Genomic DNA, 14540 nt, shown 5'->3' with positions numbered 1-14540 from the left:
GCTGCCACGCACCGTGGTGGACGCCTCGTTCGACCCGGCACGCCTCGATACCCTGCGCACCCGCCTGAGTGCGGCGTACAAGGGAATCAACGTGCTGATTCTGCGCGAAGGCGCCCGGGACTTCTTCTGGAAGGGCGATATCCAGGCGCTGGACCAGCAGGGCGTCGAACTGGACATCCACCACATCTTCCCCCGGGCCTGGTGCGATGGCCGGGACATCCCGCCCCGGGTGTACGACTCGATCGTCAACAAGACCCCGATCTCGTTCAAGGCGAACCGGATGATCGGCGGTGATGCGCCCTCTGACTATCTGCAGCGCCTGCAGAACCACGAGCAGGTCCAGCTCGGCGACGCGGATATGGATGCCATCCTTGAGGGCCACCGCATCCCGGTCGAGGCCCTGCGCGCGAACGACTTCGATGCCTTCTACCAGCAGCGCAAGCGCCGGCTGCTGGAGATCATCGAAAAGGCGATAGGCAAGAAGGTGCTCATGGGCACTGATGAAGGCATCGACACGTACGGAGACGCCATTGCACCGGAAGAGTTCTCTTAACGGGTAGAAACCGGAGCGCTGCCAATGCCGACCTACGGAAACATCCTACTGCGTCAGGACGGGGGCGTTGCTTTCACGACCGCTCGCCGTTCTGCGTTGGGGTTCACTGATGGCCGGGACGAGGCCTGGCTGCGCGATCTTCTGGCCGACAATCCGGACTTGCTGCCTATCGAGGAGATCGACCCCTCATTCGCACCTCTGATCCCGCTGTGTACCGAGCTGCAAACCGAGGCTGGCCCAGTGGATGCGGTGTTCATAAGCCCCTCCGGTCGGCTGACGCTGGTGGAGTGCAAGCTGTGGCGCAACCCCGAGGCCCGGCGGAAGGTGATCGCCCAAATCCTGGACTATGCACGGGCCGTCTCCGGTTGGAGTTACGCCGATCTGCAGCGCCGGGTGGCGGCCGCCACCGGTCGTAAGGGGAATGCACCGTTCGAGACCGCCCGTGAGGTGCGGCCCGATCTGGACGAGGCGGCCTTCGTCGACGCCACAGCCAAAGCGTTGCGGGAGGGGCGCTTTCTGCTTCTGATCGCCGGTGACGGCATCCGCGAAGGCCTCAGCGGCATGGCGGAGCTGATCACCCGCAACGCGGCGCTTGGCTTCAGCTTCGGTCTGGTGGAAGTGGCCCTCTACGAATTCGGCGAGCAGGGCCTGGTGGTGCAGCCTCGAGTCGTGGCGCGGACGGAGACCATCGAACGCACCTTCCTGCGCGTGGGAGATGAGGGAGAGCGCCTTCAGGAAGTGACGGATGATACGGAAGAGGAGGGGGAGCCGGTATCACGCGCCGACGAACGCGCCTGGTGGGAGCCGCTGACCCGGATCAGTTTTGATGATCCCGAGCAGGAGCCGCCCGTCTACCGTCCGCGAAATCATGTTCGCGTGCAGATGCCGTACTCGGGGGTCTGGATCACGGCCTTCAAGTTGATGTCCGACGGGGTGTGTGGGGTCTTCCTTGCGGGCAGAAAGACCGATCTCCACCAGGCGCTCGACCGGCTGAACGAGGAGCGCGAGGCGATCCTGGCCGAGCTGCCTGGGGTGTCGCATTCTCGATACTCGTACGACCCTGAGCGGCCCGGATTTTCCATCTACGCCGACCTGAACGATTTCGAGACCGACGAGGCCTGCCGGGAGTGGTTGTCCCAGCAGCTCAATCGCTACGTGAACGCCTTTCGGCCCCGACTGAAGGCGATGGCCCGGTGAGACGCACGGTACGCGTGAACCTTATGGAAGCCGAGCGGACATGAGCCGGTATCGAGCGACCGGGCCGGAGGGGAGTGCCGAGCCAGGCTCTGACGGTCGGGTGTTGGCGAACAAGATGGGTATTACCGATCAGCGCGAGCTGGACGAAGCGGAGACCCAGCTGTTGCGAATGCTGTACGAGGAGGTATTTGCGAACCTGGAGCCAGACCAGCCGCTGGATGTGCCCCTGATCAAGCATTGGCACCGCCGCTGGTTGGGCAACCTCTACGACTGGGCCGGTCAAGAACGGCAGGTCAACCTGCAGAAGGACGGCTTCATGTTCGCCGCGGCTTCACAAGTCCCGTACCTGCTGAAGGAGCTGGACGAGAAGTGGCTGAAGACGCGGACCCCATGCTGTGACATGGCGCGTGACGAAGCGATCCTCGTGATCGCGGAGATCCATGTGGAGTTGATCCTGATTCACCCGTTCCGGGAGGGGAACGGGCGGATCGCACGCCTTCTCGCTGATGCGATGGCGTATCAGGCGGGTATCGGGCCGATGGACTACAGCGACTGGGATACGAACAAGGCTGAGTACATCGCGGCGATTCACGCCGGGTTGGACGGCGATTACCAGCCGATGGTCGAGCGGGTCAGCCGAGCCGCAGGGATTTGAGGCGGGGGTTGGGTTTGCGCAGCCGGGCCTCGATGACCTTGCTGGATTCGCCGGTTTCGACCGCCGTGGAGGTCGCCACCGCCCGGATGATGGCCTCGCGGCTCACCGGTTTGCGGGACGTTTTCTTGGTGGGTGCTTTCATGGCGAACTCCTCGCAGTGCAGTTCTGATTATACGCTTTGGGCCAACTCGTTGCCCATGGTACGGAGGACGAAGTCGGCACAGTTGCTATGCTGATCCCACAGACCACTGGAGCGCGGTATGGCCGGGCCGGAATACACGGACGTTGAGAAGCCGCTGATCGATCAGCTGGTCGGGTTGGGATGGACTCACTTGGCTGGATCGGTCGAGGATCCGGGCGTGTCCCACCGCGAGAGCTTCGCGCAGGTGGTGATGGAGCCGGTGCTGCGCGAGCGGGTGCGGGCGATCAACCTGCGTGCGGGTGAGCCCTGGCTGGATGAGAAGCGCCTGGATCAGGCGGTGTCGGCGGTTACGCGCATCCCGGCCAGCAAGGTGATGGAGGCGAACCGGCAGGCGACCGAGTTGCTGCTGGGCGGCCTGACCGTGGAGGGCCTGCCGGACTGGGACGGTGGCCGGGGGCAGACCATTCGGCTGATCGACTGGGACGAACCGGCGAACAACCACTTTCTGGTGGTGAACCAGTTCAAGGTGAAGTGCCCGCCCGGGTTCGATGTCGGCAAGGGCCACATCATCCCGGATCTGGTGCTGTTCGTGAACGGCATTCCGCTGGTGGTGGTGGAGTGCAAGAGCCGCACGGTGCCGGAGGGGATCAGCCAGGCGGTGGACCAGCTGCGGCGGTATCACGACCAGCGCTTCCAGGATTTCGAGGTCGAGGAGCACGAGGGCGCGCCGGCGCTGTTCGCGACCAGTCAATTGCTGGTCGCCAGCAACTTCGACGAGGCGCGCGCGGGCACCGTGGGGGCGGCGTTTGCCCACTACCTGAGCTGGAAGACGGTGGTGCCGCGGCGCGAGTCGGAGGTGGCCGAGGCGCTGGGCGTGGCGGAGCTCTCCGCCCAGCAGCGCCTGGCGGCGGGGATGCTGGCGCCGGATACGCTGCTGGATATCGTGCGCCACTACACGCTGTTCATGAACGCGGGCGGGCAGACCATCAAGCTGGCCTGTCGCTATCAGCAGTACCGCGGGGTGACCCGCGCGATCGAACGGCTGAAGACCGGGGCGACCCGCCGCGAAGACGGCGAGGTGGACCGGCGCGGCGGGATCATCTGGCACACCCAGGGCAGCGGGAAGAGCCTGTCGATGGTGTTTCTGGTGCGCAAGCTGCGCACGGACCCGGAGCTGCGCCGCTTCAAGGTGGTGGTAATCACTGACCGCAAGGACCTGCAGGCCCAGCTCTCCGAGACGGCTGCGCTGACCGGCGAGACGGTGGCGACCGCGGCGAATACCGGGCGCCTGAAACAGCTGCTGGCCCGGGAGGGGCCGGGGCTGGTGTTCGGCACCATCCAGAAGTATCGCGATCCCGACACCGAGGGGGAGGGCGCCGCCGGCGAGGCGCCGGGGGACGCGGCGCAGGGCGAACTGCGCGAGGTGGCGGAACCGCCCGGCGAGTACGCGACCCGGGCGGCCCCGAAGCGCACCGAACCCTTCGAGGTGCTGAACACCAGCGAGGACATCCTGGTGCTGGTGGACGAGGCGCACCGGACCCAGGCCGGCGACCTGCACGCCAACATGATGCGCGCGCTGCCCAACGCGGCCCGCATCGGCTTCACCGGTACGCCCATCATCATGGGCGAGAAGAAGCGCACGCACGACATCTTCGGCGACTACATCGACCGCTACACCATCAAGGAAGCGGAGCAGGACGGCGCCACCGTGCCGATCCTGTACGAGGGGCGCACGGTGAAGGGCGCGATCAAGGACGGGGCCAGCCTGGACGGCCTGTTCGAGGACCTGTTCCGCAGCTACAGCAAGGAGGAGCTGGAGGCGATCAAGAAGAAATACGCCACCAAGGGGCAGATCTTCGAGGGGCCACAGCTCATCCGCGAGAAGGCCGCGGACATGCTGCGCCACTACGTGACCCATATCCTGCCGAATGGCTACAAGGCCCAGCTGGTCGCCTACAGCCGGCGGGCGGCCGTGCGCTATTTCGACGCCCTGAACGAGGCCCGGGACGAGCTGCTGCAGGAGGCGATGGCGCTGTCGGTGGAGGACAAGCAGCTGGACGATGCGCAGCTGGTGGCCCGGCCGGAGCGCGTGAAGGCGGCGATCCAGGCCTGGCGCTATCGCGACCTTCTCCGGCGGCTGGAGTTTGCCGTGGTGATTAGCGGCGGCAACAACGACGATGCAGCGTGGGCGCGCTGGACGGACCGCGGCGCGGTGGAGAACCACATCCAGCGGTTCAAGAAGCCGCTGACGCACGACGACCCCGAGAAGGCCGATCCGCTGGCCTTCCTGATCGTCAAATCTATGCTGCTCACCGGCTTCGATGCGCCCATCGAGGGGGTGATGTACCTGGACCGTTCCATCCGCGAGGCGGAACTGCTGCAGGCCATCGCCCGGGTCAATCGAACCGGTCACCGCAAGACCCACGGCATTGTGGTGGACTACTTCGGCGTGGCCAATCACCTCAAGGAGGCCCTGGCGGCCTACAGCGAGGAGGACATCGAGGGCGCCCTGCAAAGCCTCAAGGACGAGATCCCGTTACTGCGTGATCGCCATCTCCGAACGGTCGACGTGCTGCGCCAGCAGGGCGTGGAGCGCCTGGAGGACGTGGAAGAGGCCGTGCAGGCCCTGGGCGACGAGCGGGTGCGGGCCGAGTTCACCGTCAAGCTGAAGGAGTTTAGCCAGAGCTTGGATGACGTGCTACCACGCCCGGAAGGGCTGGAGTTCGTCAACGATGCGAAGCAGCTGGCCTATATCCACGCGCTGGCCCGCAATCGCTACAAGGATGTGCCGTCGCTGGGGCATGACGTGGGCAACAAGGTGCGCAAGCTGATCGACGACTACGTGATCTCGCTCGGCATGGACCCGCGCATTCCGCCGGTTCAGCTCACGGATGCCGAGTTCGACAAGCACGTGAACCGTCAGGTGGGCGATCGCGCCAAGGCCTCCGAGATGGAGCACGCGGTCCGCTCCCATATCCGAAAGCACCTGGACGAAGACCCGGTGAAGTACGAGCGGCTGAGCGAACGGCTGGAGGAACTGCTGCAGCAGCTGGATGGCCAGTGGGCGGAGCAGGTCGATGCGCTGGAAGGCCTGATCCGGCAGCTGCGGGAGGATGAGCCCGTGGACGGCGAGGCGCTGCCCGATCTGCCGGCCCACGCGGTCCCGTTCTGGCGTGAACTGGCGCAGAGCACCGCTGCGGACGGCGCTCCAGCCGGGGAGACCGAAGCGAACCGCCTGATCGAAGTCACCGAGGAGCTGCTCGGGGTGATCCAGGACGAGATCGACGTGCCCGATTTCTGGAAACCTTCCCACGTTCCGGACCAGGAGCGGCTGAAGGGCCAGCTGTTCCAGCAGCTGGTGCAGCGGGACGTGGTGCCGGTGGACGAAGTCGAGCCGCTGGTCGAACGGCTGTTCGATCTGGCGCGGGCCAACCACGACCGTCTGGTCAACGCATGACGGAGCTGCGGGTAGAAGACCTGACCATCCAGGTGCGAGAGAGCCGGCGGCGCAAGACGCTGGAGATCACGGTGGACCGGGATGGCGAGCTGTTCATCGCGGCTCCGGCGGGGACCGACCCGGAGCAGATGCGAACCTTCGTGGTCGAGAAACGCGGGTGGATCTACCGGAAACTGGCGGAAAAGGCCCAGCGCCACCGGGCACTGCCGAGAAAAGAATACGTGGACGGCGAAGGGTTCCTGTACCTCGGGCGCAGCCATCGCCTGAAGACGGTCCCGGCGGCCGCGCAGGCCGTTCCCCTGAAGCTCGAGGCCGGCCGTTTCCGGATCCGCGAGGATGCCCTGAGCGCCGCCCGGGGGCATTTCATCCAGTGGTACACCGCGCGCGCGAACGACTGGCTGGGCCGTCAGGTGGATGCCCACGCTCGGCGCCTCGGCCTATCGCCCGCAGGCGTCAAGGTGCAGGATCTCGGTTTCCGCTGGGGCTCCTGTGGCCGGGGCGACTGGCTCTACTTCCACTGGAAGACGATCCTGCTGCCCCGCACCATCGCCGAGTACGTTGCGGTGCACGAGCTGATCCACCTGCACGAGCCCCACCACACGCCCGAATTCTGGCGCCGCCTCGAACGCGCCATGCCCGACTACGACCAGCGCAAGCGCTGGCTCGCCGAACACGGCATTGAGGTGGAGGGCGTCTGAGGCATCCGGGCATCTCTGGTGACGCTCAAATCCCATCCGGGGAAGTCGCCAATGGCTGTACTCCGAGGCGATACCGAGCATGTAGCGGGGAGATGCGGCCCCAAGTGGTACAAATCCGGGTACAAAAACGAAAAAGGCCAACCCGAAGGCTGGCCTAAGTCGTTGTTCAGTTTGGCTCCCCGGGACGGGCTCGAACCGCCGACCTAGTGATTAACAGTCACCCGCTCTACCGACTGAGCTACCGGGGAATTGGGCGCAAATCCTAATGGGGCGGGGCGAGGGCGTCAAGGAAATTCTGGCCGCCTCGCGCCTTTCGCCGCCATTCCCCCGTGTCAGCGGCGGTGGCTGGCGACGAACTGGCGCAGGCGTTCCAGCGCCTTGTCGAGCTGGTCGACGCTGGTGGCAAAGGAGACGCGAACGTGGCCATGAGCCCCAAAGGCGCTGCCGGGGACGAGGGCGACGCCAACCTCGTCCAGCAGCTGCTTGGTCAGGGCCACGTCAGTGTCGATATCGGCGGCTTCCATGAGTCCGGTGACGCGCGGAAAACAGTAGAAGGTGCCATCGGGCATCAGGCAGTCGATGCCGTCGATGGCGTTGAGCCCGTCCACCACGTGCCGTGCGCGCTCGGCAAACGCGGAACACATGGCGACCACGCAGCCCTGGTCGCCATCCAGCGCCGCCTCGGCCCCGGCCTGCGCGATGGAGGTGGGGTTGGAAGTGCTCTGAGACTGAATCTTTTTCATCGCCGCGATGAGGTTCTTCGGCCCGCCGGCGTAGCCAATGCGCCAGCCGGTCATCGCGTAGGCCTTGGACACACCGTTGAGGACCATGGTGCGCTCCAGCAGGTCCGGTGCGACGTTGACGATGTTCACGAACGGCGCCCCGCCAAAAAGGATATGTTCGTACATGTCATCGGTGGCGATGACCACACGGGGATGGCGCCGCAGGACGTCGGCCAGCTCTGTCAGCTCCGCGGCCGAATAGGCGGCCCCGGTGGGATTGGACGGGCTGTTCAGGAACACCAGACGGGTGTTCGGGGTGATCGCAGCCTCGAGTTGCTCGCCGGTGATGCGGAAACCGGCCTCCTGTTCAGCGCTGACGATGACCGGGCGGGCACCCGCGAGCAGGGCGATATCCGGGTAGGACACCCAGTAGGGAGCGGGGATCACCACCTCGTCACCGGGGTTGAGAAGGGCCTGGCAGAGGTTGAATATGCTCTGCTTGCCGCCGGAGGAGACCAGGATCTGGTCGGGGGTGAACGTCAGGCCGTTGTCGCGATCGAACTTGCGAATGATCGCCGCCTTCAGGGTGGTCGTGCCGTCCACTGGAGTGTACTTGGTTTCTCCGCGGGCAAGCGCGTCGATTGCGGCCTGCTTGATATGCTCGGGCGTATCAAAATCCGGTTCTCCGGCCCCCAGCCCGACAATGTCCCGGCCCTCGCCGCGCAGCTGAGCGGCCAGGGCGCTGACGGCCAGGGTGGGGGAGGGCTGGATGCGCTGGACGCGGTCGGAGAGCTCGATATCCAAGGGGTAGGCCTCTGTTGATCGGGACAAGGGGCCGCGTGGGCAGCCGGGTGCGAAATGATACTGAAATCAGGCGCGGAGGATAAGGTGCAGCCAGGCGAAGGCGAACAATTCAAGGTCGTGTCCGAATACCAGCCGGCTGGCGATCAACCCACGGCCATCCAGGCCCTGACCGAGGGGCTGGAGGCCGGTCTGGCACACCAGGTCCTGCTTGGAGTGACCGGCTCGGGCAAGACCTTCACCATCGCCAACGTGATCGAGCAGGTACAGCGTCCCACCATCATCCTCGCCCCGAACAAGACCCTGGCTGCACAATTGTACGGGGAATTCAAGGAGTTCTTCCCGCACAATACGGTGGAGTACTTCGTTTCCTACTACGACTACTACCAGCCCGAGGCCTACGTTCCGTCGTCGGACACCTACATCGAGAAGGATGCCTCGATCAACGATCACATCGAGCAGATGCGCCTGTCGGCGACCCGCGCCCTGCTGGAGCGGCGCGACGCGATCATCGTGGCCTCGGTCTCGGCAATCTACGGCCTCGGGGATCCACGCAAGTATCTCTCCATGGTGCTGCACGTGGAACGGGGCGACCGGATCGACCAGCGTAACCTGCTGCGCCGCCTGGCCGAGCTGCAGTACACCCGCAACGATACCGAGCTGCGCCGTGCCACCTATCGCGTGCGGGGCGAAGTCATCGACATCCATCCGGCGGAGTCCGACAACGAGGCCGTGCGCATCGAGTTGTTCGATGACGAAGTCGAGCGTCTCTCGTACTTCGACCCGCTGACCGGCGAGCAGCTGCGCACCGTGCCGCGGCTGACGATCTACCCGAAGACACACTACGTGACGCCGCGCGAGACCTTGCTGGAGGCCGTGGATCACATTCGCGACGAGCTGAAGGAGCGCCTGGACTTCCTGCGCAAGGAGGATCGCCTGGTCGAGGCGCAGCGGCTGGAGCAGCGCACGCTGTTCGATCTGGAGATGATCCTGGAGATCGGCTACTGCAACGGCATCGAGAATTACTCGCGCTATCTCTCCGGGCGTGCACCGGGCGAGCCGCCACCGACCTTCTTCGACTACTTGCCCAAGGATGCATTGCTGGTGATCGACGAATCCCACGTGTCGGTGCCGCAGGTGGGCGGGATGTACAAGGGGGACCGCTCGCGCAAAGAGACGCTGGTGGAGTACGGCTTCCGCCTGCCGTCGGCACTCGACAACCGGCCCCTGCGCTTCGAGGAGTTCGAGGTGCTGCAGCCGCAGACGATCTACGTGTCCGCCACGCCGGGCCCCTACGAGCGCGAGCACGCCGGGGCAATCGTCGACCAGGTCGTGCGCCCGACGGGCCTGCTGGACCCGGTCCTCGAGGTGCGCCCGGCCGGGACCCAGGTGGACGACTGCCTATCCGAGGTACGGGATCGGGTGGAGCGTGATGAACGCGTACTGATCACCACACTGACCAAGCGCATGGCCGAGGATCTGACGGACTACCTCTCGGAACACGGCGTCCGCGTGCGCTACCTGCACTCCGATATCGACACCGTCGAGCGCATGGAGATCATCCGGGATCTGCGCCTCGGCGAGTTCGACGTGCTGGTGGGGATCAACCTGCTGCGCGAGGGGCTCGATATGCCGGAGGTCTCGCTGGTGGCGATCCTTGACGCGGACAAGGAAGGCTTCCTGCGCTCCGACCGCTCGCTGATCCAGACCATCGGTCGGGCCGCTCGCAACGTGAACGGCAAGGCAATCCTGTACGCCGACAAGATCACCGGCTCGATGCAGCGCGCGATCGACGAGACCGAACGGCGGCGCGACCGGCAGATCGAGCACAATAAGCTCCACGGCATCACACCCAAGGGTATTCGCAAAAACATCGCGGACATCCTCGAGGCGCGCAATGCCACGCCGGGCTCCGGCGGACGGCGCGGCCGCAAAGATGCGGAAGAGGGCGCGGATTACCTCGGCGCGCCGGACAACGCCGCGAAGGAAATCGAACGCCTGGAACAGGAGATGTTCGCCAAGGCCCGCGACCTCGAGTTCGAGGAGGCCGCCCGCATCCGCGACCGCATCGAGAAGCTGAAGGCACTCGCGTTTCTCCCCGAAGCCTCGCTATCCTGAAAAGATGGCTCCCGCGGGAGCGTCGATTCGAGCCGCTTAGTGATGTCCGAAAACAACTCCTTGCCCCTCGGCCCGGTGATGCTCGACGTCACCGGGATGGAACTGACCCCGGAAGACCGTGAACGCCTGCGCCACCCCGCCACCGGCGGGGTCATCCTGTTCGCCCGCAACGTGGGTGCGCCGGAACAGGTCGCCGCACTGGTGGCGGCCATTCGTGCCGAACGCCCCGGCATCCTGATCGCTGTCGATCAGGAAGGCGGGCGGGTGCAGCGCCTGCGCGACGGCTTCACCACCATCCCGCCCATGCGCCAGCTGGGTCATGTCTACGATGTCGATCACAACAAGGCCTGCGAGCTCGCGCGCGCGACGGGCGAGTTGCTTGGACGCGAACTGCGCTCGGTGGATATCGACTTCAGCTTTGCCCCGGTGCTGGACCGTGACCTGGAGATCAGCGAGGTCATCGGGGATCGCGCATTCCATCATGACCCGGACGTGATCGCGCGCCTTGCCGGCGAGCTGATCCGCGGCCTCGGGGCCGCCGGCGTGGCGGCCGTGGGTAAGCACTTTCCGGGACACGGCGCGGTGGCCGCCGACTCGCATGTGGCCCTGCCGGTGGACGACCGGCCGCTCTCCGAGATCGAAAACCAGGATCTGGGGGCCTTTCGCCCGGTCCTGGGCGATCTTGAAGGTGTCATGCCCGCCCATGTGGTGTACCCGCAGGTCGACGGCGTGCCCGCAGCATTTTCGCGTGTCTGGCTACAGGACATCCTGCGACGCGAGCTGCGCTATCGCGGCGCCATATTCAGCGATGACCTAGCGATGGCCGGGGCGGAGCAGGTGGGCGATCCAGCCGTGCGGGCCACGGCCGCGCGAGCGGCCGGCTGCGACATGGTGCTGATCTGCAACCACCCGGAACACTCCGACACCATCCTTTCTTCCCAGGCAGATCAGCCCCTGTCACCCGAGGCACGACGCCGCCTGGAGCGGCTACGCGCACGGCTAGTGAAGGGCGACCGCCAACGGCTTGCCGCGCTGCGCGCACAACTGGCGGACTGGCTTCAGGCCAGCCAGCCGGCGATCGCCTAAGCCCATGTAAAGCGGATTGGCGCCCGCAAGCCGAGGCGCCTATAATGCGCCACCGGTTTGCGATTGAGCAGCTATTAATATTCACACTCACCACTGAAGTTGGAGATCCAAAATGGCCGACAAGCTCCTGATCGTCATGGTCAACACCGACCCGAGCAACGCTTCCGAACTGGGTGCCCCGTTCTTCCAGGCCACCGTCGCCGCCGCCATGGAATACGACGTTGAAGTCGTGATGACCGGCCGTGCCGGAGAACTCGCCAAGAAGGGCGTGGCCGAAAACCTGTTCGTGCAGGAAGGCTCCAGCAAGAGCGTCTACGACTTCATGAAGGACGCCGTCGAAGCCGGGGTCGTGATGAAGGTCTGTACCCCGACTCTGGATCTGTGGGGCAACGACCTGATCCCTGAAATCGAGGAAACCGTGGGCGGCGCCTACGTGATCTCCGAGGCCATGGACGACGACACGGTCACCTTTACCTACTAAGGTTTCCGACGTTTGTTCGCCAGCCGGCCGGCCCTTGTGCCGGCCGGTTGCGTTTCCGGGGCCCGAAGCAGCGAGGCCAACCTTGCCGATTGCGCGGCCCTTGGACATGATTTCCCCGCACCGACACCCTCAGGACATGCCATGAGCCCGGAACAGGCCCGAGCCACCCTGCGTGATGCCGACTGCCTCTTCAGTCGCGATGCCGTCGAGACGGCCATCGACCGCCTGGCCGAACGCACGGCGGCGGTGCTGAAGAACCGCAACCCGTTGGTGGTGGGCGTGATGAACGGGGGTGTGGTGCTGATGGGTGGACTACTGACCCGCTGGTCGTTTCCGATGCAGGTCGACTATCTGCACGCTACCCGGTATCGCGGGGGCACCCGTGGCGGGGACCAGCTCCACTGGCTGGCACGCCCACAGACCGCGCTGAAGGGGCGTACCGTCGTGATTGTCGACGACATCCTGGACGGCGGCATCACGCTGGAAGGGATCAAGACGTTCTGTGAAGAGCAGGGGGCCGAGCAGGTGATCTCGATCGTCCTCGTAGACAAGCACAACCCCGAGCGGGACCCCGCGATCACTGTCGACTACGCGGCACTGGAGGCGCCCGACCGCTATCTGTTCGGGTACGGTATGGACTACCAGGATTATCTGCGCAACGCTCCCGGCATCTTCGCCGTGGCCGACCACTAACCACCGACGTTCGAGGCGTTCATGTCCGCACCCCGTATTGCCGTGATTGGCGGCACCGGCCTAACCCGGCTGAAGGATCTGGAAATTACCCGGCGCCAGGTGATGCACACGCCTTTTGGGGAGCCCTCCGGGCCGCTGGTGTTCGGCCGCCTGAACGATACCGAGATCGTGTTTCTGCCACGCCATGGTGCGCGACATACCATCCCCCCGCACCAGGTGAACTACCGGGCCAACATCTGGGCCCTCCAGAATGCCGGCATCGACAACGTGGTGGCGGTGGCCGCGGTCGGCGGGATCACCGAGGAGATGAAGCCCGGGATTGTCGCAATCCCCGACCAGATCATCGACTACACCTGGTCGCGCGCCAACACCTTCTTCGAAGGCGGCGACCTGGAAGAGGTGACCCACATCGACATGACCTGGCCGTACAGCGACTCGGTCCGCCAGACCCTTATCCGGGCAATCGACGAGCTCGGGATCGACGCAGTGGAACACGGTACCTACGGGGCCACGCAGGGGCCGCGCCTGGAGACTGCCGCGGAGATTGACCGTCTCGAACGTGACGGCTGTGACCTGGTCGGCATGACCGGCATGCCGGAGGCGGCGCTGGCGCGCGAACTGGGGCTGAATTATGGCTGCTGTGCCGTGATCGCCAACTGGGCGGCCGGTCGTGCCGAGGGCGAAATCACCATGGATGACATTGCCGCGAACCTGGACGTGGGCATGACCCGGGTGAAGCAGATCCTGACGCACGTAATCAGCAGTCTCTCCTGAAGAGCTTCCGTCCCGCCCGGGGGAGAGCATTCTAACGCCCGGCATTCGCCATCCGTTCCGCTATACGACAACCTCACATCTTGGGCCATGCCACTCCAATCCACGATTTAACATAATATGTATTATGCGACATTGAGGATGGGCTCGCCTCGACCGGAATGACCGGGATCCTGCCACCGAAGACATGAACACGGGCTGCACCAGGCCCAATCCCGTTCAGGCCTGACCCCGCGCGTCAGGCGCGCACGGCCTTTTCGATGCCCTCGGTCATCACCTCGACGAGGAAGTCGATCTGTTCCTCGGTGATCACGTACGGCGGCATCAGATAGCTCACGTTCCCCAGAGGTCGCAACAGCGCACCCCGTGTCAGGCCGTGGCGATAGATGTGCAGTCCGCGACGTTCCTGCCACGGATACGGGGTGCGCCGAGACTTGTCCTGCACCAGTTCCACCGCCGCAATCATGCCGTGCTGGCGCACGTCGGCGACATGCGGATGCGCCTTAAGCGGTTCAAGTCGTTTCTCGATATGGGCGGCAAGCTCCCGGTTTCGTGCAAGAACAGGATCGGATTCGAAGATGTCCAGTGTGGCAAGTGCGGCCCTGCACGCGAGCGGATTCCCGGTATAGGAATGCGAATGCAGGAACATGTTGAGCTTTTCGTAATCGTCGTAGAACGCTTGGTAAATGGTATCCGTGGTCAACACGGCCGCCATGGGCAGATAGCCGGCGGTCAGACCCTTGGACAGGCACATGAAATCGGGCGTGATGGGCCCCTGTTCGCAAGCGAACAGCGAGCCCGTGCGCCCGAAGCCCACTGCGATCTCGTCCGCAATCAGGTGGACACCGTGACGGTCACAGGCTTCGCGTAGCAGGCGCAGGTATTCGGGGTCGTACATCCGCATGTGGCCGGCGCACTGGACCAGAGGCTCCACGATGACCGCGGCAACCTCATCGGCATGTTCCGTCAGGGCCTGCTCCATGTGGACGAACTGGCGGCGCGCCACATCGGCGCAGGTTTCGCCGTCTTCGCGGTCAAAACAATCCGGTGCCGGCACGGTGATGACATCCAGCATCAGCGGTTCGTAGGTCGCGCTGTACAGCGGTACGTCGCTCACGGACAAGGCGCCCAGGGTCTCGCCGTGGTAGCTGTTGGACAGGCGAATG

The 14540-nt window shown here is 65.0% G+C and carries 12 protein-coding genes, 1 tRNA gene and 1 pseudogene; 10 read left to right on the top strand and 4 right to left on the bottom strand.

Features of this window, described 5'->3' with window-relative positions; translation table 11 throughout:
• From ACESLR_RS10100 to ACESLR_RS10090, 3 genes and pseudogenes are all read left to right on the top strand, one after another.
• Nucleotides 1-553, top strand: a pseudogene (locus tag ACESLR_RS10100) (hypothetical protein); the annotation flags it as partial.
• Nucleotides 554-577: 24 nt separating this feature from the next.
• The gene (locus tag ACESLR_RS10095) at nt 578-1750 is read left to right on the top strand and encodes a hypothetical protein (RefSeq protein WP_373067182.1); all 1173 of its coding nucleotides are present in this window, start codon (nt 578-580) and stop codon (nt 1748-1750) included.
• A gap of 40 nt (nt 1751-1790) precedes the next feature.
• Nucleotides 1791-2405 carry a Fic/DOC family protein gene (locus ACESLR_RS10090; protein ID WP_373067176.1) on the top strand — a complete coding sequence of 205 codons (615 nt, stop codon included), beginning with the start codon at nt 1791-1793 and terminating at the stop codon, nt 2403-2405.
• Here ACESLR_RS10090 and ACESLR_RS10085 read toward each other — a convergent pair.
• Entirely contained in the window at nt 2383-2547 is a 165-nt protein-coding gene (locus ACESLR_RS10085; protein ID WP_017926902.1) for a hypothetical protein, read from the bottom strand. The two genes, ACESLR_RS10090 and ACESLR_RS10085, sit on opposite strands and share 23 nt — an antisense overlap.
• Before the next feature lie 118 nt (nt 2548-2665).
• Between ACESLR_RS10085 and ACESLR_RS10080 the strand changes: the two genes are divergently transcribed.
• The gene (locus tag ACESLR_RS10080) at nt 2666-6004 is read left to right on the top strand and encodes a type I restriction endonuclease subunit R (protein WP_373067171.1); all 3339 of its coding nucleotides are present in this window, start codon (nt 2666-2668) and stop codon (nt 6002-6004) included.
• Nucleotides 6001-6702 (top strand): M48 family metallopeptidase, encoded by a 702-nt coding sequence (locus ACESLR_RS10075; protein WP_373067167.1) that lies wholly within the window; start codon nt 6001-6003, stop codon nt 6700-6702. Before ACESLR_RS10080 ends, ACESLR_RS10075 begins: the two co-directional genes overlap by 4 nt.
• Nucleotides 6703-6874: 172 nt before the next feature.
• On the opposite strand, the gene ACESLR_RS10070 is transcribed toward ACESLR_RS10075, so the two are convergent.
• Together ACESLR_RS10070 and ACESLR_RS10065 are read right to left on the bottom strand one after the other, a co-directional pair.
• Nucleotides 6875-6950, bottom strand: a tRNA-Asn gene (locus ACESLR_RS10070).
• An 84-nt stretch (nt 6951-7034) separates the two neighbouring features.
• Nucleotides 7035-8228: a pyridoxal phosphate-dependent aminotransferase gene (locus ACESLR_RS10065; RefSeq protein WP_373067187.1), complete on the bottom strand. Its 1194-nt coding sequence runs from the start codon at nt 8226-8228 to the stop codon at nt 7035-7037.
• Nucleotides 8229-8312: 84 nt separating this feature from the next.
• Here ACESLR_RS10065 and uvrB point away from each other — a divergent pair, with 84 nt between their 5' ends.
• The 5 genes from uvrB (at nt 8313) to ACESLR_RS10040 (ending at nt 13377) form a co-directional block, all read left to right on the top strand.
• Nucleotides 8313-10343 (top strand): excinuclease ABC subunit UvrB, encoded by a 2031-nt coding sequence (gene uvrB, locus ACESLR_RS10060; protein WP_373025858.1) that lies wholly within the window; start codon nt 8313-8315, stop codon nt 10341-10343.
• A 42-nt stretch (nt 10344-10385) separates the two neighbouring features.
• Nucleotides 10386-11429 carry a beta-N-acetylhexosaminidase gene (gene nagZ, locus ACESLR_RS10055; RefSeq protein ID WP_373054754.1) on the top strand — a complete coding sequence of 348 codons (1044 nt, stop codon included), beginning with the start codon at nt 10386-10388 and terminating at the stop codon, nt 11427-11429.
• Nucleotides 11430-11541: 112 nt separating this feature from the next.
• Nucleotides 11542-11910, top strand: a complete 369-nt coding sequence (locus ACESLR_RS10050; protein ID WP_017941546.1) for a DsrE family protein — start codon at nt 11542-11544, stop codon at nt 11908-11910.
• Nucleotides 11911-12051: 141 nt separating this feature from the next.
• The gene (locus tag ACESLR_RS10045; RefSeq protein WP_373025855.1) at nt 12052-12603 is read left to right on the top strand and encodes a hypoxanthine-guanine phosphoribosyltransferase; all 552 of its coding nucleotides are present in this window, start codon (nt 12052-12054) and stop codon (nt 12601-12603) included.
• Between the two features lie 21 nt (nt 12604-12624).
• On the top strand, nt 12625-13377 hold the full coding sequence (locus tag ACESLR_RS10040) for an S-methyl-5'-thioinosine phosphorylase (protein WP_373025854.1): 753 nt from the start codon (nt 12625-12627) through the stop codon (nt 13375-13377).
• Between the two features lie 235 nt (nt 13378-13612).
• Here ACESLR_RS10040 and ACESLR_RS10035 read toward each other — a convergent pair.
• Nucleotides 13613-14540, bottom strand: a 928-nt coding sequence (locus ACESLR_RS10035) for an aminotransferase class III-fold pyridoxal phosphate-dependent enzyme (protein ID WP_373067162.1), incomplete at its 5' end; no start/stop codon positions are given.

Origin of the sequence: Thioalkalivibrio sp. (genome assembly GCF_041685615.1) — a bacterium.
In the GTDB taxonomy this organism is placed as follows: domain Bacteria; phylum Pseudomonadota; class Gammaproteobacteria; order Ectothiorhodospirales; family Ectothiorhodospiraceae; genus Thioalkalivibrio.
Note: the sequence above shows the minus strand (reverse complement) of the source record. Positions and strands in the feature narration are given on the sequence as shown.